Annotated in this window: 18 protein-coding genes; 7 read left to right on the forward strand and 11 right to left on the reverse strand. The window is 64.8% G+C overall.

Annotation, left to right across the window (positions count from 1 at the left end):
• Window positions 1-11: 11 nt before the first annotated feature.
• Window positions 12-455 (reverse strand): NfeD family protein, encoded by a 444-nt coding sequence (locus BN3266_RS02310; RefSeq protein ID WP_059003453.1) that lies wholly within the window; start codon window positions 453-455, stop codon window positions 12-14.
• A gap of 559 nt (window positions 456-1,014) precedes the next feature.
• On the opposite strand from BN3266_RS02310, the gene BN3266_RS02315 reads away from it, so the two are divergent.
• Complete coding sequence (locus BN3266_RS02315; protein WP_021657977.1) at window positions 1,015-1,701, forward strand: phosphoribosylanthranilate isomerase; 687 nt, start codon at window positions 1,015-1,017, stop codon at window positions 1,699-1,701.
• Window positions 1,702-1,776: 75 nt separating this feature from the next.
• On the opposite strand, the gene BN3266_RS02320 is transcribed toward BN3266_RS02315, so the two are convergent.
• The 5 genes from BN3266_RS02320 to BN3266_RS02335 all read right to left on the reverse strand — a co-directional run bounded on the left by BN3266_RS02320 (window position 1,777) and on the right by BN3266_RS02335 (window position 5,999).
• On the reverse strand, window positions 1,777-2,169 hold the full coding sequence (locus BN3266_RS02320; RefSeq protein ID WP_059003455.1) for a NifB/NifX family molybdenum-iron cluster-binding protein: 393 nt from the start codon (window positions 2,167-2,169) through the stop codon (window positions 1,777-1,779).
• On the reverse strand, window positions 2,166-3,017 hold the full coding sequence (locus BN3266_RS02325; RefSeq protein ID WP_059003458.1) for an Mrp/NBP35 family ATP-binding protein: 852 nt from the start codon (window positions 3,015-3,017) through the stop codon (window positions 2,166-2,168). Before BN3266_RS02325 ends, BN3266_RS02320 begins: the two co-directional genes overlap by 4 nt.
• 4 nt (window positions 3,018-3,021) lie before the next feature.
• Window positions 3,022-3,378, reverse strand: coding sequence for a DUF134 domain-containing protein (locus tag BN3266_RS02330; RefSeq protein WP_059003460.1), 357 nt, complete (start codon window positions 3,376-3,378; stop codon window positions 3,022-3,024).
• Window positions 3,379-3,475: 97 nt separating this feature from the next.
• On the reverse strand, window positions 3,476-3,622 hold the full coding sequence (locus tag BN3266_RS13700; RefSeq protein WP_154668939.1) for a hypothetical protein: 147 nt from the start codon (window positions 3,620-3,622) through the stop codon (window positions 3,476-3,478).
• Window positions 3,623-3,899: 277 nt separating this feature from the next.
• Window positions 3,900-5,999 carry a glutamine synthetase III family protein gene (locus tag BN3266_RS02335; RefSeq protein WP_075109648.1) on the reverse strand — a complete coding sequence of 700 codons (2,100 nt, stop codon included), beginning with the start codon at window positions 5,997-5,999 and terminating at the stop codon, window positions 3,900-3,902.
• A gap of 558 nt (window positions 6,000-6,557) precedes the next feature.
• Between BN3266_RS02335 and BN3266_RS02340 the strand changes: the two genes are divergently transcribed.
• From BN3266_RS02340 to BN3266_RS02360, 5 genes are all read left to right on the forward strand, one after another.
• Complete coding sequence (locus BN3266_RS02340) at window positions 6,558-7,811, forward strand: glutamine synthetase family protein (RefSeq protein WP_059003462.1); 1,254 nt, start codon at window positions 6,558-6,560, stop codon at window positions 7,809-7,811.
• A 35-nt stretch (window positions 7,812-7,846) separates the two neighbouring features.
• On the forward strand, window positions 7,847-8,416 hold the full coding sequence (locus BN3266_RS02345; protein WP_059003463.1) for an ANTAR domain-containing response regulator: 570 nt from the start codon (window positions 7,847-7,849) through the stop codon (window positions 8,414-8,416).
• A 19-nt stretch (window positions 8,417-8,435) separates the two neighbouring features.
• Window positions 8,436-9,275 (forward strand): diaminopimelate epimerase, encoded by an 840-nt coding sequence (dapF, locus tag BN3266_RS02350; RefSeq protein ID WP_242861701.1) that lies wholly within the window; start codon window positions 8,436-8,438, stop codon window positions 9,273-9,275.
• Between the two features lie 36 nt (window positions 9,276-9,311).
• The gene (locus BN3266_RS02355) at window positions 9,312-10,937 is read left to right on the forward strand and encodes a CTP synthase (RefSeq protein ID WP_021658006.1); all 1,626 of its coding nucleotides are present in this window, start codon (window positions 9,312-9,314) and stop codon (window positions 10,935-10,937) included.
• A 70-nt stretch (window positions 10,938-11,007) separates the two neighbouring features.
• Entirely contained in the window at window positions 11,008-12,204 is a 1,197-nt protein-coding gene (locus BN3266_RS02360) for an LL-diaminopimelate aminotransferase (RefSeq protein WP_021658007.1), read from the forward strand.
• Between the two features lie 73 nt (window positions 12,205-12,277).
• Here BN3266_RS02360 and BN3266_RS02365 read toward each other — a convergent pair whose 3' ends face one another.
• The 3 genes from BN3266_RS02365 to BN3266_RS02375 form a co-directional block, all read right to left on the reverse strand.
• The gene (locus tag BN3266_RS02365; RefSeq protein ID WP_059003465.1) at window positions 12,278-12,661 is read right to left on the reverse strand and encodes a metal-dependent transcriptional regulator; all 384 of its coding nucleotides are present in this window, start codon (window positions 12,659-12,661) and stop codon (window positions 12,278-12,280) included.
• Between the two features lie 248 nt (window positions 12,662-12,909).
• Window positions 12,910-14,001: a BMP family lipoprotein gene (locus BN3266_RS02370; RefSeq protein WP_059003466.1), complete on the reverse strand. Its 1,092-nt coding sequence runs from the start codon at window positions 13,999-14,001 to the stop codon at window positions 12,910-12,912.
• A gap of 344 nt (window positions 14,002-14,345) precedes the next feature.
• Window positions 14,346-15,059, reverse strand: a complete 714-nt coding sequence (locus BN3266_RS02375; protein ID WP_154668940.1) for a Crp/Fnr family transcriptional regulator — start codon at window positions 15,057-15,059, stop codon at window positions 14,346-14,348.
• Between the two features lie 84 nt (window positions 15,060-15,143).
• On the opposite strand from BN3266_RS02375, the gene BN3266_RS02380 reads away from it, so the two are divergent.
• Complete coding sequence (locus BN3266_RS02380; protein ID WP_059003468.1) at window positions 15,144-16,781, forward strand: sulfatase family protein; 1,638 nt, start codon at window positions 15,144-15,146, stop codon at window positions 16,779-16,781.
• 78 nt (window positions 16,782-16,859) lie between these two features.
• Here BN3266_RS02380 and BN3266_RS02385 read toward each other — a convergent pair whose 3' ends face one another.
• Window positions 16,860-17,951, reverse strand: a complete 1,092-nt coding sequence (locus BN3266_RS02385; protein ID WP_059003470.1) for a BMP family lipoprotein — start codon at window positions 17,949-17,951, stop codon at window positions 16,860-16,862.
• Between the two features lie 236 nt (window positions 17,952-18,187).
• Window positions 18,188-18,946: a glycerophosphodiester phosphodiesterase gene (locus BN3266_RS02390; RefSeq protein WP_059003473.1), complete on the reverse strand. Its 759-nt coding sequence runs from the start codon at window positions 18,944-18,946 to the stop codon at window positions 18,188-18,190.
• Between the last annotated feature and the right edge of the window lie 38 nt (window positions 18,947-18,984).

An 18,984-nucleotide genomic window follows, 5' to 3' on the forward strand; every position in this document is an offset into this window, starting at 1 on the left:
CCTCGTTTTGGTTAGCGGGATCCCCCGTCGGCGGGGCGGACAAACAGCCGGACCCCTTCAATGCGGCAGACTTGCACCACCGCGCCCTGGGGGATGGTCTCGCCCCCCTCGCTGCGGGCGGCCCAGCTCTGCCCGCAGACAAAGACCCGCCCGCTGGGGGCCAGGTTGTCCACGGCCTGGGTGATGGTCCCCTCTTTGCCGATGACCATGTCGGCGTTGGTCCGCTGGGCCCGGCCGCTCAAGAACTTTTTACACAGGGGGCGGGTGGCGGCCAGCAGCAGCCCGCTGACCACGAAAAAGACCAGCAGCTGCACCCACAGGGACTCGGTGAACAGAGAGGTGATGAGGCCGGCCACCCCGCCGGCGGCAAACCAGATGGACACCAGGGCCACGGTCGCCGCCTCGGCAATGGCGAAGACGGCGATGGCGACCAGCCATCCCACAGCGTAGATCATAAGCAGAGAACCTCCTTTGCAAGGTGACGGGCGGCGCCGGCGGCCAAAAGGGCGCCGGCGGGGCGGGTGAGATCGGCCGTCGGGGGCGGGGAGCGGGGCGGACAAAAGCTGCCCGCTGCCGCGGCGCCCCGGCCGTTTGCGGTCGTGCTTTCCCGGGCGCAGAGCGCGTGGGGATTTGGCTGTGGGGCGGGGGCAAACGGAGGTTGTACCCTCTGCCCGGCCCTCTCAGCACAACGACTGCGTTGCGATTATTATACCACAGTTTGGCCGGAAAAACGATTTTGCCCCCACAAATTGGCCGAATCCCCCAAAAGGAGGGGGCAAGCAGCGCAGCCGGTCTATTTTGTGGGGGAAAACGGCCCCTCTTTTGGCAGTTTTCTCAAAAGGCCGCGATTTGCCCGGCAAGATGGAGAAACTGGCGATATGACCGGCCTTTTTTGCCCCTTTGCGCCCTCCAATTTCGGCAGAAAGCGGATTGCAAAGGCCGTTTGCCCGGTGGTACAATAGAGGCAACAAGTGAGAACCGCCATCCGTTCGAGAGTTGAAGGAGGAACGCCCCATGATCACCCAAATTTATTCCATGCAGACCCCTGAAGAGGCCCTGGCCTGTGTCGAGGCCGGCGCCGACCACATCGGTGTCAACCCCACCGCCAAGAATTCCGGCATGAGCAAAGACGAGGCCATGGCCAAGTGCAAGGCCATCTTTGACGCCGTGGGCGACCGGGCCGTCAAGGTGGCCCTGACCATCGACGACACCCCGGAGGAGCAGATCGAGATCATCGAGAAGCTGCACCCCGACGTGCTGCATGTCTCCGGCGCCGAGGACGACGCCACCCCCGAGCAGGTGGCTGCCTGGAAGGCCAAATACCCCTGGCTGAAGATCATGCAGGCCGTTCCCATGAGCGGGCCCGAGGCCATTGAGCGGGCGGTCGCCTTCAGCAAGTTCTGCGACATGCTGATCCTCGACTCGGTGGTGCCCGGGGTCATCGGCACCGGCGCTGCCGGCATCACCCACGACTGGGCTTGGGACAGGGCCATTGTCGAGCAGGCCTCCTGCCCGGTCATCATCGCCGGCGGCCTGGGGCCCGACAACGTGGCCGACGCCGTCCGCGCCGTCAAGCCCTGGGGAGTTGACTCCCTGACCAAGACCAACTGCGAGAAGAGCCACATCGGCAAGAAGGACATCGACAAGGTGCGCGCCTTCTGCGAGAACGCGCAGGCTGCCGCCAAGGAGCTGGGCATCTAGTTTTCCCGATACAGCAAATAAAAACTCCCCGTGCCAAAGGCACGGGGAGTTTTTTTGTCTGTGTGCAGAAAAAATCTAGTGGTGGCAACCGCCCTGGCAGCCGTCGTGGGGGTGGCCGTCTTTTTCGTGGTGGCCGCCGCAGCCGCAGGAGGGGAGGGGGGCGAACTGCAGCTGCCCGTCGAGGTAGCGCTGCACGACCGCCTCAATGGGGCCCTCGCAGCCGCCGATAAAGGCGATGCCCTCGGCCGTCAGTTTGTTCTGGGCACCCTGGCCCATGCCGCCGCAGAGGACCAGCTCGACCCCGTTTTCCTTGAGCAGGTCGCCCAGGAGGTCGTGGCTGTGAATGAGGTTTTGGATCTGCCGGGTGGAGACGACCTTCCCCTCTTCGACGGTGAAGAGGGTGAAGTCGCGGGTCTTGCCGAAGTGGTGGGAGACCTGTCCGTCCAGGGTGGGGATGGCGATGATCACTTCTCCTCGCCTCCCATCAGGGCCTCGACGGCGTCGCAGGCGATGTCCAGCGCCGGGAGCTGCACCTCTTCGATGCGGCCCTCGTCGCAGAGGGCGGCCACCGCCGGGTCGATGGGCAGCCGGCCCAGGAAGGGCAGGGAGAACTGGTTTGCCACCGACTCGGCCTTGCTGTGGCCGAACAGCTCGATCTGCTTGCCGCAGTCGGGGCAGGTCAGGTAGCTCATGTTTTCCAGCAGACCCAGCACCGGGATGTGCATGGCGGACGTCATGTTCACCGCCTTGGAGACGATCATCGACACCAGGTCCTGGGGGGTGGAGACCACCAAGCAGCCGTCCACCGGCAGGGACTGAAAGACCGTCAGGGGCACGTCGCCGGTGCCCGGAGGCATGTCCACAAAGAGAAAGTCCACGTCCCGCCAGATGACGTCGGTCCAGAACTGTTTGACCACCCCGGCGATGACCGGCCCCCGCCAGATGACCGGCGTGGTCTCGGTGTCCAGCATCATGTTGATGGAGATCACCTGGGTGCCCTGGCCGGTGAGGGCGGGGTAGATGCCCAGCCCGTCGGACTGGGCCTGCTCGTGGATGCCAAAGAGTTTGGGGATCGAGGGGCCGGTGATGTCGGCGTCCAGCACGGCGGTCTTGTAGCCGCGCCGGGCCAGGCCGACGGCCAGCATCGAGGTGACGAAGGACTTGCCCACGCCCCCCTTGCCGCTGGCCACCGCCACTACGTGTTTGACCGAGGACAGCTCGTGGGGCTTCTCCAAAAAGCTGGCGGGACCCGCCTGCTCTCTCGAGGAGCAGGACTGGGAACAGCTGCTGCAGTCGTGGGTGCATTGCTCTGCCATCAAATCATTCCTCTCCATCTTCTTTTGCCGTTTTGCCGCACAGCTGGCAACAGGGGTGGGGCTGGCCCTCCAGCGCCCGGCAGCGCAGCCGGTAGCTGCCGCCGCCGATGAGCAGGGCCTTTCCCCCCACCACCGCCTCGGCCACCTGCCGCCTGGCGGCGGTGAGGATGCGCTGATAGGTGCCGCGGGAGACGCCCATCTGTGCGGCGGCGAGCTGCTGGTCGAGCCCCTCCAGATCCGACAGGCGGAGCGCCTCCAACTCCTCGACGCTGAGGCGGACGCTCCCCTGGGGATGGGGCGGGGAGAACTGGCTGCACCGGGGAACGAAGCAGACCTCTCTGCATTTCTTGATGCGCGCCACAGCAGCTCCCCCTTTTGGCAAAGTGATTGAAACATTTATTTTGTGCAAATGCACAATACGGCAGTATTATACCGCACCCCAAAGGGGGCGTCAAGGGCTATTTGTCCCGGCGGCGGCGCAGGACGGCAAAGACCCCCAGGGCGATGAGGAGGACGGCCGCCGCCCCCAGGGCGATGTAGAGCCCGGTGGGGGTAGTGGTGGTGTCCCCGGTGAGGGGGGAGAGGGTGAGCAGGGTCGGATACACGGCAAAGCACTCCTTTCGCGGCGCGGCGGGCAGCAGAGGCCCGACGGCGGTTTGAATTCTCCCTCAGTATAGCACAATTGCCACTGTTCGGCGCCCCTGCCGGGGAAAAAGGGCAAAAAACACCCCGGCGAGGGGGAGGGGAGCTCCGCCCTGTCGGGGTGCTTGGCTGCTAGCTGTCGGGAAAGGCGGGGACAGCTGGAATGGGGTGGACGCCGCTCGCCGCCCGTGGAGGGAAGTGGGGCAGAACGCCGGAACAGAAGAGGCGGGAAGGGGCGCGCTACTCGGAGAAGAGCAGCTGCCCGTAGGAGGGGTAGGGCCAGCAGTCGGCGGCGGTGAGGGTCTCCATCTCATCGGTGACGGCCCGCAACTTCTGCATGGAGGGAAAGACCTTTTCCCGGCAGTGGCGGGCGCAGGCCTCCAAGTCGGCGCAGTTCTTGGTCTCCAGCAGCGCCTCCTCTAGGGTTTCGACGACCTCTGCAAAGCAGCCGCTGAGGGCGGCCAGCCGGTCGATGATCTTCTCCTCGCAGCGGCAGGAGAGGGCGGGGGAGACGGCGCGCTTGGCGTTCACTGCGGCGCAGAGCTGGCCGGTGTAGCGGCTGACGGCGGGGAGGATATCCCGCCGGGCCATCTCCAACATGGTCTGGGCCTCGATGGAGAGCACCTTGGCGTAGTTTTCCAACAGGATATCCACCCGGGAGCGCAGCTCCACCTCGCTGTAAATTTTGTGTTTGGCTAGCAGGGAGATGTTTTTCTCCCGCAAAAAGCAGGGGATGGCGTCGGCCGCTGAGGGCAGGTTGGCCAGCCCCCTGCGCTGGGCCTCCTCCACCCAGTCGTCGCTGTAGCCGTTGCCCGAGAAGAGGATTCGCCGGTGCTCCTTGACGGTGCGCGCCAACAGCTCGGCCAAGGCCTGGTCAAAGTCTTCGGCCCCCTCCAGCTCGTCGGCGAACTGGGCGAGGCTCTCGGTGACGATGGCGTTTAAGATGGTGTTGGGCCCCGAGATGGAGAGGGCGCTGCCGGGCATGCGAAATTCAAACTTGTTGCCGGTGAAGGCAAAGGGGGAGGTGCGGTTGCGGTCGGTGTTGTCCAGGGGGATCCTGGGCAGCACGTGCACCCCCACCTTCAGTTCGCCCCGGCCGCCCCCGTCGTAGCGCTCCCCCCTTTCAATGGCCTGCAGCACGGCGGTGAGCTCGTCGCCCAGGAAGATGGAGAGGATGGACGGCGGCGCCTCGCTGGCGCCAAGCCGGTGGTCGTTGCCCGCCGTGGCCACCGAGGCCCGCAGCAGGTCCTGATAGTCGTCCACCCCCTTGATGACCGCGCAGAGAAAGAGGAGAAACTGGGCGTTTTCCCGCGGGGTGTCGCCGGGGTCCAACAGGTTTTGCCCGCCGTCGGTGCGGAGGGACCAGTTGTTGTGCTTGCCCGAGCCGTTGACCCCGGCATAGGGCTTTTCGTGCAGCAGGCAGACAAAGCCGTGGCGGCGGGCCACCTTCTTCATGGTCTCCATGGTCAGCTGGTTGTGGTCGGCGGCAATGTTGGCGGTGGTGTAGATCGGCGCCAGCTCGTGCTGGGAGGGGGCCACCTCGTTGTGCTCGGTCTTGGCGTAGACCCCCAGCTTCCAGAGCTCGGTGTTCAGCTCCTCCATAAAGCCCTTGACCCGGGCCTTGAGGGCGCCGAAGTAGTGGTCGTCCAGCTCCTGCCCCTTGGGGGCCTTGGCGCCAAAGAGGGTGCGGCCGGTGTACTTGAGGTCGGGACGTCGGTCGTAGAGCCGCTCGTCCACCAGAAAGTACTCCTGCTCCACCCCGACCGAGGTGCTCACCCGCTGGGTGGTCTGGTCGCCGAAGAGCCGCAACACCCGCACCGCCTGGCAGCTGAGGGCCTCCATCGAGCGCAGCAGGGGGGTCTTTTTGTCCAGCGCCTCCCCCCCGTAAGAGCAGAAGGCCGTGGGGATGCAGAGGGTGTCGTCCTTGATAAAGGCGTAGGAGGTGGGGTCCCAAGCGGTGTAGCCGCGGGCTTCAAAGGTGGCCCGCAGCCCCCCAGAGGGGAAGCTGGAGGCGTCGGGCTCTCCCCGGATCAGCTCCTTACCTGAGAACTCCAGGATGGCCGCCCCCTCCCCGGTGGGGGCGAGAAAGCTCTCGTGCTTTTCGGCGGTGATGCCGGTCATGGGCTGAAACCAGTGGGTGTAGTGGGTGGCCCCCTTCTCGACGGCCCAGTCCTTCATGGCGCTGGCCACCACGTCGGCCAGCGCCTGGTTTTCACGCCCCAGGCTGCGCCCCTCACGAATGGTGCGCCGCAGGGCCAGATAGGTCTCCCGGGGGAGCCGCTCCCGCATCACCTCGTTACCAAAGACCATGCTGCCAAAAACCTCTCTCACAGTGTTCACAGTCGATCCCTCCTCGTGTGGGCGGTGCTTTCCGCCCTGCTTTCTCTTTTTGCCTGCCACCGCGCACCTCGAACGGGGGCAGCGGCGGGCAGTGGGGTGCTGTCTCAGGTCGGCCGGGCAGGGCGAGAGGCCCCGCCCCGGCGCCTGCTTTTTCGAGACCCAGACAAAAAAAGCGCTGCCGGCCCGTCGGGGCCTGCAGCGCCTTTGCTGTTTCTCTATGCCGGCCAGTATACCCCTGGCCGGGGCGGTTGTCAACACCCCGGCCGCCCTTTTTTCGGCGGGAGAGCGGGGCAAACGGAGGGGCCCGACCGATATAGGGACCCTGGTGGGGGCGCAAAAAAATTTATCCAGTGGGCAGATCGGCCCAAAAAACGGGTTGACAACTGGCTTTTTCATCGGCTATACTTGCACCAGTAAGTGAACAAAGGCGTTCACCGTGGAAGGGACGAGGGCCCCTTCTCCGGTGGACGCTTTTTTGGGTTGTGGCCGAGGAGAGGGCGGACACAGGGCAAGATGGGCGGGACAGGGCCCGCCAAACAGGGAAAGGACGGAGTAGCAGTGGATTACACCGTGGGAGAGATCCTCCAATTTGTGGAGGAAAACGACGTCAAGTTCATTCGGCTGGCGTTTTGCGACGTCTTTGGGCGGCCGAAAAACATTGCCATCATGGCCGACCAATTGGAGAGGGCCTTTTCCTCCGGCATCTCCTTTGACGCCTCGGCGGTGCGGGGCTTTTTGCAGGTGGAGGAGTCGGATCTCTTCCTCTTCCCCGACCCGGGGACGATGGCCATTCTGCCATGGCGGCCGCAGCAGGGGCGGGTGGTGCGGTTTTTCTGCCACATCCGCCATCCGGACGGGCGGCCTTTTGCCGGGGATGGGCGCTACCTCCTCCACCAAGCTGAAGGGGCACTGGCTGAGATGGGCTACACTGCCAAGGTGGGAGCTGAGTGCGAGTTCTACCTCTTTTTGCAGGGGGAGGACGGCGCGCCCACCAAGATCCCCTTTGACCGGGCGGGCTACCTGGATATGGCGCCACTCGACCGGGGGGAAAATATTCGCCGGGAGATCTGTCTGACGCTGGAGGAAATGGGCATCCTCCCCGAGAGCTCCCACCACGAGCAGGGGCCGGGGCAAAATGAGGTGGACTTTAAGTACGCCGACCCCCTGCGGGCGGCCGATGACCTCACCACCTTTCGCTCGGTGGTGCGGGTGGTGGCGGCGCAAAACGGCCTCTGCGCCAGCTTTGCCCCCAAACCCCTGCCCGACGCCAGCGGCAGCGGGCTGCACGTCAACCTCTCGCTGCACCGGGACGGGGTCAATCTCTTTCGGGCCCAGGGCGAGGGGCACAGCCGAGAGGCGGAGGCCTTTCTCGCCGGGATCCTCGACCGGGTGGAGGAGATCACCGCCTTTTTAAACCCTCTGCCCCAGTCCTACGAGCGGCTAGGCCGCTGCGAGGCGCCGGGATACCTCTCCTGGTCCCACCAGAACCGCTCCCAGCTCATCCGCATTCCGGCGGCGGCCGGCCCCTATGCCCGCATGGAGCTGCGCTCCCCCGACCCGGCCTGCAACCCCTATCTGGCCTTTGCCCTGTTGCTGCGCGCCGGGGCCGAGGGGGTGCGGGAGAAAAAGGCCCTCTGCCCCCCCTGCGATCACAACCTCTACACCGCCCCAGAAGAAATTTTGCGGGGGGTACGCCCCCTGCCCAAGGACTTTGCCGCCGCCGCGCAGCTGGCCAGGGAGAGCGCCTTTGTGCGGGCAGCGCTCCCCCAGGGGGTCGTGGACAGTCTGCTTGGCGGTCAGCAGCCCCGCTAAAGGGGCGGTCGTGTGCGGGAAAGGGGGAGTGAGCGATGATGACGGCCCTGTTGGTGCAGCGCTCCAGCGATGGCGGACCGCTGCCGGACCTGCTGAAACAGGCGGGCTATGGCCAGGTGGTGAGCGCCTGTTCAGGGGCGCGGGCCCGGCAGCTCGTCGCCCGGCAGACCTTTGACTTGATCCTCTGCAACGCCCCCCTGCAGGACGAGACGGGGGAGCCGTTTTGCTGCGACTGCGCCGCCAGGACCGACGCCGGGGTGGTGCTGATTGTGGGGAGGGAGCGCGCCGGCGAGGTGGGGGAGCGGGTGGGCCACTGCGGGGTGTTCACCGTGTCAAAACCCATGAGCCAGCCGCTGTTTTTCCAGGCGGTGCGGATGGCCCAGATCGCTCGGCAGCGGCTCTATACCCTGCGGCGGGAGAATGTCGAGCTGCAGAAGAAAATCGACGAGATTCGGCTGGTGGACCGGGCCAAGTGCGCCCTGATTCAGTATTTGCAGATGAGCGAGCCCCAGGCCCACCGCTACCTCGAAAAGCAGGCCATGGATATGCGCCTCACCCGGGCTGAGGTGGCCCGCAGTGTGTTGCAGACTTACGAGAAAGAGTGAGGGATTGGGGGGACCGACGGTGACATACCGCTTTACCAAGATGCAGGGGTGCGGCAACGACTACCTCTACTTTGACTGTTTTGCCCAGTCGGTCACCGACCCGGCGGGACTTGCCCGACGCTTTTCCGACCGGCATTTTGGGGTGGGGAGCGACGGGGTCATCCTCATCCTCCCCAGCGAGGTGGCCGACGCGCGGATGCGCATCTTCAACGCCGACGGCAGCGAGGGGAAGATGTGCGGCAACGGGGTGCGCTGTGTGGGGAAATACCTCTACGACAGCGGGCGCTGCAAAAAGACCGCGCTGCGCATCGAGACCGGCAGCGGTATCAAGACGTTGCAGCTGGAGGTGGCGGGGGGCGTTGCGCGCCGGGCCACCGTGGGGATGGGCCCGCCCGATCTGCGCCCGGCGGCGGTACCGGTGCTGCTGCAGGGGGAGCGGGTGGTAAACGCACCAGTCAAAATCGGGGGACAGCGCTGGCAGATCACCTGCGTGAGCATGGGCAACCCCCATTGTGTGGTCTTTGTCGATTGTGTGGACGAACTGGACCTGACTGTCCTGGGTCCCCTGTTTGCGGGGAGCGGCCTCTTCCCCGAGGGGATAAACGCGGAGTTTGTACAGCCGCTGGGGGAGCGGGCCATCAAGATGCGGGTCTACGAGCGGGGCAGCGGCGAGACCCTGGCCTGCGGCACCGGGGCCTGTGCGGCGGCGGTGGCCGCCATCGCCGCCGGCCGTTGCCGCCGGGAAGAGGAGATCGCCGTCTCGCTACCCGGAGGCCAGCTGCAAGTCCGCTGGGGGGAGAGGGAGTGCTATTTGAGCGGCCCGGCGGAGACGGTTTTCTGCGGCCAGCTGGAGTGGTAAACAGAGGACTCGGAGAGCGAGTGGGGAGGAAAAGAGATGCAACAGAAAAAGAGAAAGTACGTATTTGTCACCGGCGGGGTGGTGTCCGGGCTGGGCAAGGGGATCACGGCCGCCTCTCTGGGCAGGTTGCTCAAGAGCAGGGGGCTCAAGGTCATGGCCCAGAAGTTGGACCCCTACATCAACGTGGACCCCGGCACCATGAGCCCCTACCAACACGGTGAGGTCTTTGTCACCGAGGACGGGGCCGAGACCGACCTGGACCTGGGCCACTACGAGCGCTTTATCGACGAGAACCTCAACCGATTCTCCAACCTCACCACCGGCAAGGTCTACTGGAACGTACTGCAAAAGGAGCGGCGGGGGGAGTATCTGGGCGAGACGGTGCAGGTCATCCCCCACATCACCGGCGAGATCAAGGGCTTTATCTACTCGGTGGGGGAGCGCGACGACGCCGATGTGGTGATCACCGAGATCGGCGGCACCACCGGCGACATCGAGAGCCTGCCCTTTTTGGAGGCGATCCGCCAGGTGGACCAGGAACAGGGGCCGGGGAACTGCCTCTTCATCCACGTGACCTTGGTGCCCTATATCCCCGGGTCGGAGGAGTACAAGTCAAAGCCCACCCAGCATTCGGTAAAGGAGCTGATGAGCCTGGGCATCCGCCCCGACATCATCGTTACCCGCTCCGACGGGCCCATCGGCGAAGAGGTGCGGGAGAAGATCGCCCTCTTTTGCAATGTGGAGCCCGACTGCATCATTGAAAACATCACCCTGCCGGTGCTCTATCAGGCCCCCAAGATGCTGGAGGAACAGCACTTCTCCGACATCGTGCTGCGGGGGCTGGGGCTGGAGGGACTGCCCCCTTGCGACCTGGCGGAGTGGGATGAGATGCTGCGCCGAATCGGCGCCTGCCGGGGCGAGGTGGAGATTGCCCTGGTGGGCAAATACGTCCGGCTGCACGACGCCTACCTCTCGGTGGCGGAGGCGCTGCGCCACGCGGGCTGTGCCCACGGGGTGGAGGTGGCCATTCGCTGGGTGGAGGCCGAAGAGGTGACCGACGACACTGCCGAGGCCCTGTTGGGCGGTTGCAGCGGGGTGCTGGTGCCCGGCGGATTTGGCGACCGGGGGGTGGAGGGCAAGATCGCCGCCTGCCGCTACGCCCGGGAGAACGACATCCCCTACCTGGGCATCTGCCTGGGGATGCAGGTGGCGGTCATCGAGTTTGCTTGCCACGCCCTGGGCTGGGCGGGGGCCGATTCCAGCGAGTTTGCCCCCGATACCCCCTACCCGGTCATCGACCTGATGCCCGATCAACAGGGGGTCGTCTCCAAGGGGGGGACCATGCGGCTGGGGGCCTATCCCTGCGCCCTGGCCGAGGGGTCGCTCCTGCGGGCGGCTTACGGCGAAGCCGCTGTTTCGGAGCGCCATCGCCACCGTTACGAGTTTAATTCCCGCTTCCGCGCCGCCTTTGAAGAGGGGGGGATGCGGGTCGTCGGCACCTCGCCCGACGGCCGCCTGGTGGAGGCGGTGGAGATTCCCCACAACCGCTTCTTTGTGGGGGTGCAGTACCACCCCGAGTTCAAGAGCCGGCCCAACCGCCCCCACCCCGCCTTCTGCGCCTTTGTGGGGGCCGCCATGGAGCGGGGGAGAGGGGACAAATAGGCCAACAGGAGAGAGAAAGCGACCGGAGGGCGGTTTGAATGCCGCGCTGTACCGACAGGGGGGAACACCATTGCAAATCAACGGAAACTACCGCAACTTACAGCCAAACTACCTCTTTTCCACCGTCACCAAAAGGGTGGCGGAAGAGAGGAGGCGCCACCCGGGCAAACCCATCTACCGCCTGGGGGTGGGGGATGTGACCCTGCCTCTCTGCCCGGCGGTCATCGGCGCCCTCGGCAAAGCGGTGGAGGAGATGTCGGCGGCCGAGACCTTTCGCGGGTATGGGCCCGAGCAGGGGTATGACTTTTTGCGGGAGAGGATTCAGCAGTACTATGCCGCGTTCGGGGTCTCCCTGGACCTGGAGGAGATTTTTGTCAGCGATGGGGCCAACAGCGATTTGGGGAACATCCTCGACCTCTTCTCTAAAGAGAACACCGCTCTCATCCCCGACCCGGTCTACCCAGTCTACCTGGACACCAACACCATGGATGGCCGCAAAGTCCTCTTTATGGATGGAGGGGAGGAAAACGACTTTCTCCCCCTGCCCGACCCCTCGGTGAAGGCCGACCTCATCTACCTCTGCTCCCCGGGCAACCCCACCGGCGCGGTCTACACCCGCGCGATGCTGCAGAGCTGGGTGGACTACGCCCGGGCGCGGGGGGGCGTCATTCTTTTCGACGCGGCCTATGAGAGCTTTGTGACGGGGGACCTGCCCCACAGCATCTACGAGGTGGAGGGGGCCAAGGAGTGCGCCATCGAAATCAGCTCCCTCTCCAAGACCGCCGGTTTCACCGGGATGCGCTGTGGCTACACCGTGGTGCCCCGGACCCTGGAGCGGGAGGGGATGTCCCTCAACCGGATGTGGCTGCGCCGCCAGACCACCAAGTTTAACGGCGTCTCCTATGTGGTGCAGCGGGGGGCGGCCGCGGTCTTCACCCCCGAGGGGCGGCGGCAGACCGGCGAGGCCACCGCCTTTTACCGGGAGAACGCCGCCCTGATCGCCGCCGCCCTGCGGGAGTTGGGGGTCTGGTTTACCGGCGGGGTCTGTTCCCCCTACATCTGGATGGCCTGCCCTGAAGGGATGGGCTCCTGGGAGTTTTTTGACCTGCTCCTACGCGAGGCCGGGGTGGCCGGGGTGCCCGGCGCCGGGTTTGGCAGAAATGGCGAGGGGTATTTTCGCCTCACCGGCTTTGGCAGCCGAGAGGAGACCTGTCAGGCCATTGCGGCCCTGCAGGAGCTCTACCGGGCCAGGGGACTAGCCGGGTAAAACCTGGTAAAAAGAAGAGAGGGGCCCTTTCCCGCCGGGAAAGGACCCCTCTCTGTAAATGATAAAAGGAAGGTCAACGCCCCTCGCCGTCCTCTCGGGCGACGAAGGCCTTGATCTGGTCAAAGGACTCCTGACTGATGATGTGCTCGATGCGGCAGGCGTCGGCGTCGGCGATCTCCGCCGGGACGCCGAGGGTGAGGACCAGGTAGCGGGAAATCAGCCGGTGGCGCTCATAGACCGCCTCGGCCTTTTGCTGCCCCGACTCGGTGAGGAGGATGTTGCCCCCTTCCCCCACCTGCACGTAGCCGGCGGATTTGAGGATGCCGATGGCCCGGCTGATGCTGGGCTTGGAGAAGCCCAGTTCGGTGGCCACGTCGATGGAGCGGACGTGCCCCTGCCGCTGGCGGAGGAGGAGGATGGTCTCCAGGTAGTTTTCACCCGACTCTTGCAGTTTCACGGTGCACCTCCCAAAGATCCGCCCGCAGGGCGGAGAGATGGCCCCGGGCAGAAGACGGCCGGGGGCGGCTCGAGGCCGCTTATAAAGGTATTCTAACACATTCTCCCCCGCGCCGCAATCGCTGGCCGGAGGAGTTTGGTTTTCCCCTCTCGCCGGGGGGAGACGGCAAGCGGCGGCGCCCGGCCTTGAGGAAGCCGAGCGCCGCCGCCCTCTATGGATTTTTTGGAAGAGGCAGTTGAAAAGGGAATTTACGGTTTGACGCTGTCACGGAAGGTGACGTACTCGTCCTGGTCCATTCCGTAGACCATCTTCACCTCGATCTCGCCCGAGGCGATCTTGGCGGAGAGGCCGCCGATGTAGTCCTGGGTCTCCTGGGGGACCTGGGCCTTGTAGTAGTCGTTCTCGGCGAGGACGGTGATCCCCTCCTTGAGGCCCCACTTGTAGAGCTTGCCGTACTCGGCAGTGCCCTCGACGGTGTCTTTAATGGCCTTGGCCATGGTGATGTCGTTGCGTTTGGTCATGGAGGTGAGGATGACGTCGGCGATCTCCGGCTTGGTGTCGATGAAGAACTCGCGCTGGTCGGCGTCCACGCCGATGCCCCAGAGGCCCTTGTCCTTGCAGGCCTCAAAGACGCCCAGCCCGGCGCCGCCGGCCACCTGGTGGATGACATCGGCCCCCATCTGGTTGGCCTGTACCAGGGCCAGCTCTTTGGCCTTGGCGGTGTCGGTGAAGCCGCCGATGAAGGAGTTGGCCACCTTGCCGCTGGGGTTGGCCTCCAGAGAGCCCTGGATGTAGCCGATGATGAAGTTGTTGATGGGCACGGTGTCGGCGCCGGCCACCAGGCCGATGGTGCCGGTGCTGGACATCTTCTGGGCCAGGGCGCCGGCCAGGTATTCGCCCTCGTGCTGCTTGCTCATGACAGCGAAGACATTGGGGATGTTCACCTCGGTGGTGGGGGTCAGGTCGGTGACGATGAACTTGGTGTCGGGGTACTCGGTGTAGATGCGGTCGAGGATCTCATAGAACTCGTTGCCGTTCATCACCACAATGTCGTAGCCCTCGGCCGCGTCGCGGACAGCCGGCTCCATCTTGGACTTGTCGGTGCCGTACTCGATGCACTTGGCGTTCAGGTCGATTTCCTGAGCGGCCTTCTGCACCCCCGACCAGGAGAGGTCGTTGAAGGATTTGTCGCCCAGCTGGGCGCAGATGTAGCCCACACTTTTGTACTCGCTGCCGCTGGCGGAAGAGGCGTCTCCGCCCTCGCCGGACTGGCCGCAGCCGGTGAGCAGGGCAGAGGCGGTCAACAGGCACGCCAGGGCGATGGCTCCAGTCTTTTTCATTGCGATGTCGCTCCTTTTTCTCATGTCTCAAAGTGTTCGATTTGGCGGAGGGGGCGAGCGCTCGCCAGACGGGCCCTGTCGGCGAATCCTGTGTCCCCAATTGCTGAAATCAGTGTAGCATGGCCGCAAAAGGGGGGAAACGACAATTGTCGCTTCCCCCAAAAAAACAAACGGATTTTCGATTTTTCGGTGAAATCGCCCAGGGAAAACGCTGCCATCTGTCCCTCTTTTGCCCGATTTGGAAAAAAGGACCTCTCCTGCGCCCCCTCTCTGCGAGGGGCGGGGGGAAAGCGACAGCTGTCGTTTTCCCCCCCTCTGGAGGCGGCTATAATGGGGGTGTCCCCTCAGAGGGTCAGCTCCTCCACCAGATCGAGAAGCCGCCGGTGCTGCTCCTCGGTGACGGTGATCTTGCGGTGGGAGCCCCCCACATACCCCTGTTCCCGCAGCTTTTGGATGATGCGGTCCACCGAGCGGGGGTCGCGGCCGATGTAGCGGCCGATCTCCGAGCGGGTCTCGAGGATGCGGATGGCCCCCTTCTCGTCGGGCTCGCAGCAGTCGCGGTAGATGGAGTAGAGGAAGCTGAGATAGCGGGCCCCCGCCAGCAGGGAGTTGTTGACGTTGCACTCCCGGTAGAGGCGCTGGTCGTCGTGCTTTTGCTCGATGATGTAGAGGAGGATGGCGTTGTAGACCGGCAGGCAGATCTGGCTCCAGCGCAGGAAGTCCTGCCCGCGGATGCGCAGGGCCGAGACCTGGGTCTTGGCTCGCACCTGGTTGCGCCGCTTCATGGGCTGGGGGGAGAGGATCTCCGCCACCCCGATGAACTGCCCGGCGAAGAGGCGGATGCCCGTCAGGTCATTGTCGCCGCTCTCGGCGAAGGCGCGAAAGTGCTCGCACACCCCCCGGACCAGAAAGAACAGGTCGGGCGGGGCAAAGCTGTCCTTCTCGATGAGGAGCTCCCCCGGGCCGATCTGGCACAGCTCGATCTTCTCCTGCTCCTCCTGGGGCAACCCCTCAAAAAAGGGGGCCGCCTGGGGCCACTGCTCCAGCAAATGTGTCACCGATCACCGCCTCCACTCTCCTGTATTCCTGTCTTTTAGGATAGCACAGGCGGCGGGTCAATACAATGGAAAGGATGAACCTTCATGCGCTTTCGCGTCAACCGGGAGGACCGGCGCCCCAACATCCTCCTCATCACCTGCGACCAGCTGCGCAGCGACTACCTGGGCTGCTACGGGGCCGACTTCATGCAGACGCCTCACATCGACGCCCTGGCCGCCGAGGGGCGGGTGTATGAAAATGCCTACTCCCCCAACCCGGTCTGTATCCCCGCCCGCATGGGGCTGCTCACCGGCCTGGGCTGCCGGCACCACCAGTTTTACGACAACCGCTGGGCCCCCGACGCCCCGCCCCTCTCCTACAAGCTGCCCACCTTTCCCCAGATCCTCTCGGACAGCGGCTACGACACCTGCGCCGTGGGGAAGATGCACTTTCAGCCCGAGCGGCGGGCCAGCGGGTTCGACCACTTCTTCGCCATGGAGGAGGGCCCCTCCTCCCGGGAGGCGGACAGCTATCTGCAATTTCTCAAAGAGCAGGGCTACGGCCGGGTGCAGAGTGTTCACGGGGTGCGCCACTGTCTCTACATGCAGCCCCAGCGCAGCCTGCTGCCCGAGGCGCTGCACGGCTCCCGCTGGGTGGCCGACCGCTCGATCCAGTACCTGGACGAGCAGCGGGGCCGGCGGCCCTTCCTCCTCTGGACCAGCTTTATCCACCCCCACCCGCCCTTTGACGCGCCCGACGAGTGGGCCGAGATGTACGCGGGCAAACTGCCCGCCCCGGCGGTCCCCAAGACCCCCCTGGGCCTGCTGGCCGAGGAGAACAAGACCCTGGGCGACCTGGCCGACGACGCCTCCCTCCAGCGGATGCGGGAGCTCTATGCGGCCTGCGTCTCCTACTGCGACCACCAGGTGGGGCGGATCGTGGAGAAACTGAAAGAGTTGGACCTCTACGACGACACCCTGATCCTCTTCACGAGCGACCACGGCGAGATGCTGGGGGACCTGGGCACCTACCAGAAATTTCTCCCCTACGACGCCTCCTGCAAGGTCCCCTTTGTCCTGCGCTGGCCGCAGCGGGTGGGGGCCGGGGAGAGGGACCCCCGCTTTGTCGACCTCCACGACATCCTCCCCACTTTTTTGGACGCCGCCGGGGCCGCGTACCCCGACGTCTACGACCTGCCGGGAGAGAGCGTCTGTGGCGAGGGGGTCAAGGACCGGCGCTACCAGTACGCCGAACACCAGCAGGGGAGCAAGCGCTGGTGCATGCTGCGGGACGAGCGGTACAAGTACGTCTACTCCTACGGCGACGACGAGCAGCTCTTCGACATGGCGGCCGACCCGCAGGAGACCGAGAACCTCCTGTGCGGCGGCGGCACCCCCGAGATGCGGGCGGTGGCCGACCGGCTGCGCCAGCGGCTGATCCGCTACGAGGCGCGCTACGGCCTGAAGGGCGGCATCGTGAACGGCGACTTTGCAAAGCGCCCCCGCTACCAGCCGTCCCTCTACTGGGAGGAGAACTTTCCCCCCTTTGTCCGCTCCCTGGTCAGGGAGGGGGAGAGAGGGGAGCTGGACGACATGCTCGACGAGGTGCTCTGGGCCATCCAAAAGGAGCCCACCTCCAAACCGGCCCAGACCCACGCCCGGGACATCCTGCTGCGGGCGGGCTACGCGAAAGAGCGGGTCGACGCGCTGATGGAGCGGGCCAAGGCGCAGGGCAACGGCTGACATTGCACAGAGAAAAAGGACTTCGGAAAAAATCCGAAGTCCTTTTTTTATGGGTGAAGGGGAGGTTTTAGAGGGGGTTTACGGCTTGACACTGTCGCGGATGGAGACGAACTCGTCCTGCTCCATGCCGTAGACGGTCTTGACCACCAGGTCGCCCGAGGCGATCTTCTTTTCCAGATCGTCGATGTAGTCCTGGGTCTCCTGGGGGACATTGGCCTTGTAGAAGTCGTTTTTGGCCAGGACGGTGACGCCCTCGGCCACGCCCCACATGTTCAGCTTGCCGTACTCGGCGGTGCCGGCCACGGTGTCGCGGATGGCCTTTTCCATGGACATGTCGTTGCGCTTCATCATCGAGGTGAGGATGACGTCGGCCAGATCGGCCTTGCTGTCGATGAAGAACTCGCGCTGGTCGGCGTCCACGCCGATGCCCCAGATGCCGTTGTCCTTGCAGGCCTCAAAGACGCCCAGCCCGGCGCCGCCGGCCACCTGGTGGATGATGTCGGCCTTGGACTGGTTGATCTGCACCAGGGCCAGCTCTTTGGCTTTGGCGGTGTCGGTGTAGCTGCCGATGAAGGAGTGGGCCACCTTGCCGCTGGGGTTGGCCTGCAGGGAACCCTGCACGTAGCCGATGATAAAGTCGTTGATCGAGACGGTGTCGGTGCCCGCAACCAGGCCGATGGTGCCGGTCTTGGACATCTTCTGGGCCAGGGCCCCGGCCAGGAAGTCGCCCTGGTGCTGTTTGGAGTTGACGCCGAAGAGGTTGGGGATGTCCCACTCCAAAGTCGGGGTCATGTCGGTGGCGATGAACTTCACGTCGGGGTAGTCGGTGTGGATGCGCTGCAGGATCTCCACGTACTCGTTGCCGTTGAAGAGGACGATGTCATAGCTCTCGGCGGCGTCGCGGATGCAGGGCTCCATCTTGGACTTGTCGGTCCCCCACTCGATGGCCTTGGCGGTCATCCCCAGGTCACTGGCGGTCCGCTGGATGCCCGACCAGGACAGGTCGGTGAAGGACTTGTCGCCGAGGGCGCTGCAGACGTAACCGATGCTCTTGTACTCGCTGCCGCCACTGGAGGTGGCGTCCCCCTTGTCGTCGGACTTGCCGCAACCGGAGAGGAGGGCGGAGGCCGCCAACAGGCAGGCCAGCGAAACGGCTCCAATCTTTTTCATCATACACACTCCTTTTGAAAGTCGTATCCAAAGCCGGCGGCCCCTCTGGCGAGCGGACCCTTCCGGCTGCTACTGGTTTTAGTATAGCACGGCGATTTTGAGGGGAAATATGACAAATGTCTATTTTGTAAAAGAAAAGGGGAGGGGGCGCGCCCTTGATGCCTGTGATTTCCCGGTTTCTGGAAAAGGTGTCTGTCTCCATAGAAAAGCGGGCCCCCTGCGGCGGGCCCGCTTTTTTACCGTTTTGTCTGCGCCTCCAACTGCCGGCAGAGGGGGAGCATCTCCTCTGGGTGGTCCGACTCGATGAGGTCGACCCCCAGGGCCAGGGCCTGGCGAAGCCGCCCCTCGCTGTTGATGACCGAGCCGTCCACCAGGTAGCCCGCCCGGTGCAGCTGCGCCACCAGATCGGGACAGAGGTTGTCGATGTAGCAGAGATAGATCTCGGCCTCCATCTCCTCCATCAGCCGCACCGGGTCGGCGGGGACAAAGGGGACGATCAGCCCCAGGTGGACTGCTGGCAGCAGCCGCTTGATCTGGCGCAGGGTGCGGTAGTCGGTGCCGAAGACGAAGCTGTATTCGGCAAAGTCGTGCGTCTCGACCGAGCGGGCGATCTCCTCGGCCAGGCGGGGCATGGTGGGGGCCATCTGCAGCAGTTCGCACTTGATTTCCAGGGCGGCGGGCAGCTCCCGCTCCCGGCACCAGGCCAGGCACTCATCCAAGGTGTTGATGGAGAAGGCCGCCTTCAGCTCGGCCGCGGTGTAGTCGGCCACCCGCCCCTGCAGGGGGGAGCGCTCGCCCAGGTCCAGGTCGTGGTAGACCATGGCCACCTGGTCCTTGGAGAGCTGGACATCGATCTCGATGTGGGAGAGGCCCAGCCCTGCCACCTCCGCAAAGTTTTCGAGGGTGTTTTCCCGCACCCGGGAGAGGTGTCCCCGGTGGCCCCCCACCAACAGCCGTTTGCCCCGGCTCTGGGCGATCTCTTCAAAGAGGGTCATGTTGCCTTCGCGCTCCTTTCGCTTTCCCGCCTGTGGGC

The organism is Bittarella massiliensis (ex Durand et al. 2017), assembly GCF_001486165.1.
In the GTDB taxonomy this organism is placed as follows: Bacteria; Bacillota; Clostridia; order Oscillospirales; family Ruminococcaceae; genus Bittarella; species Bittarella massiliensis.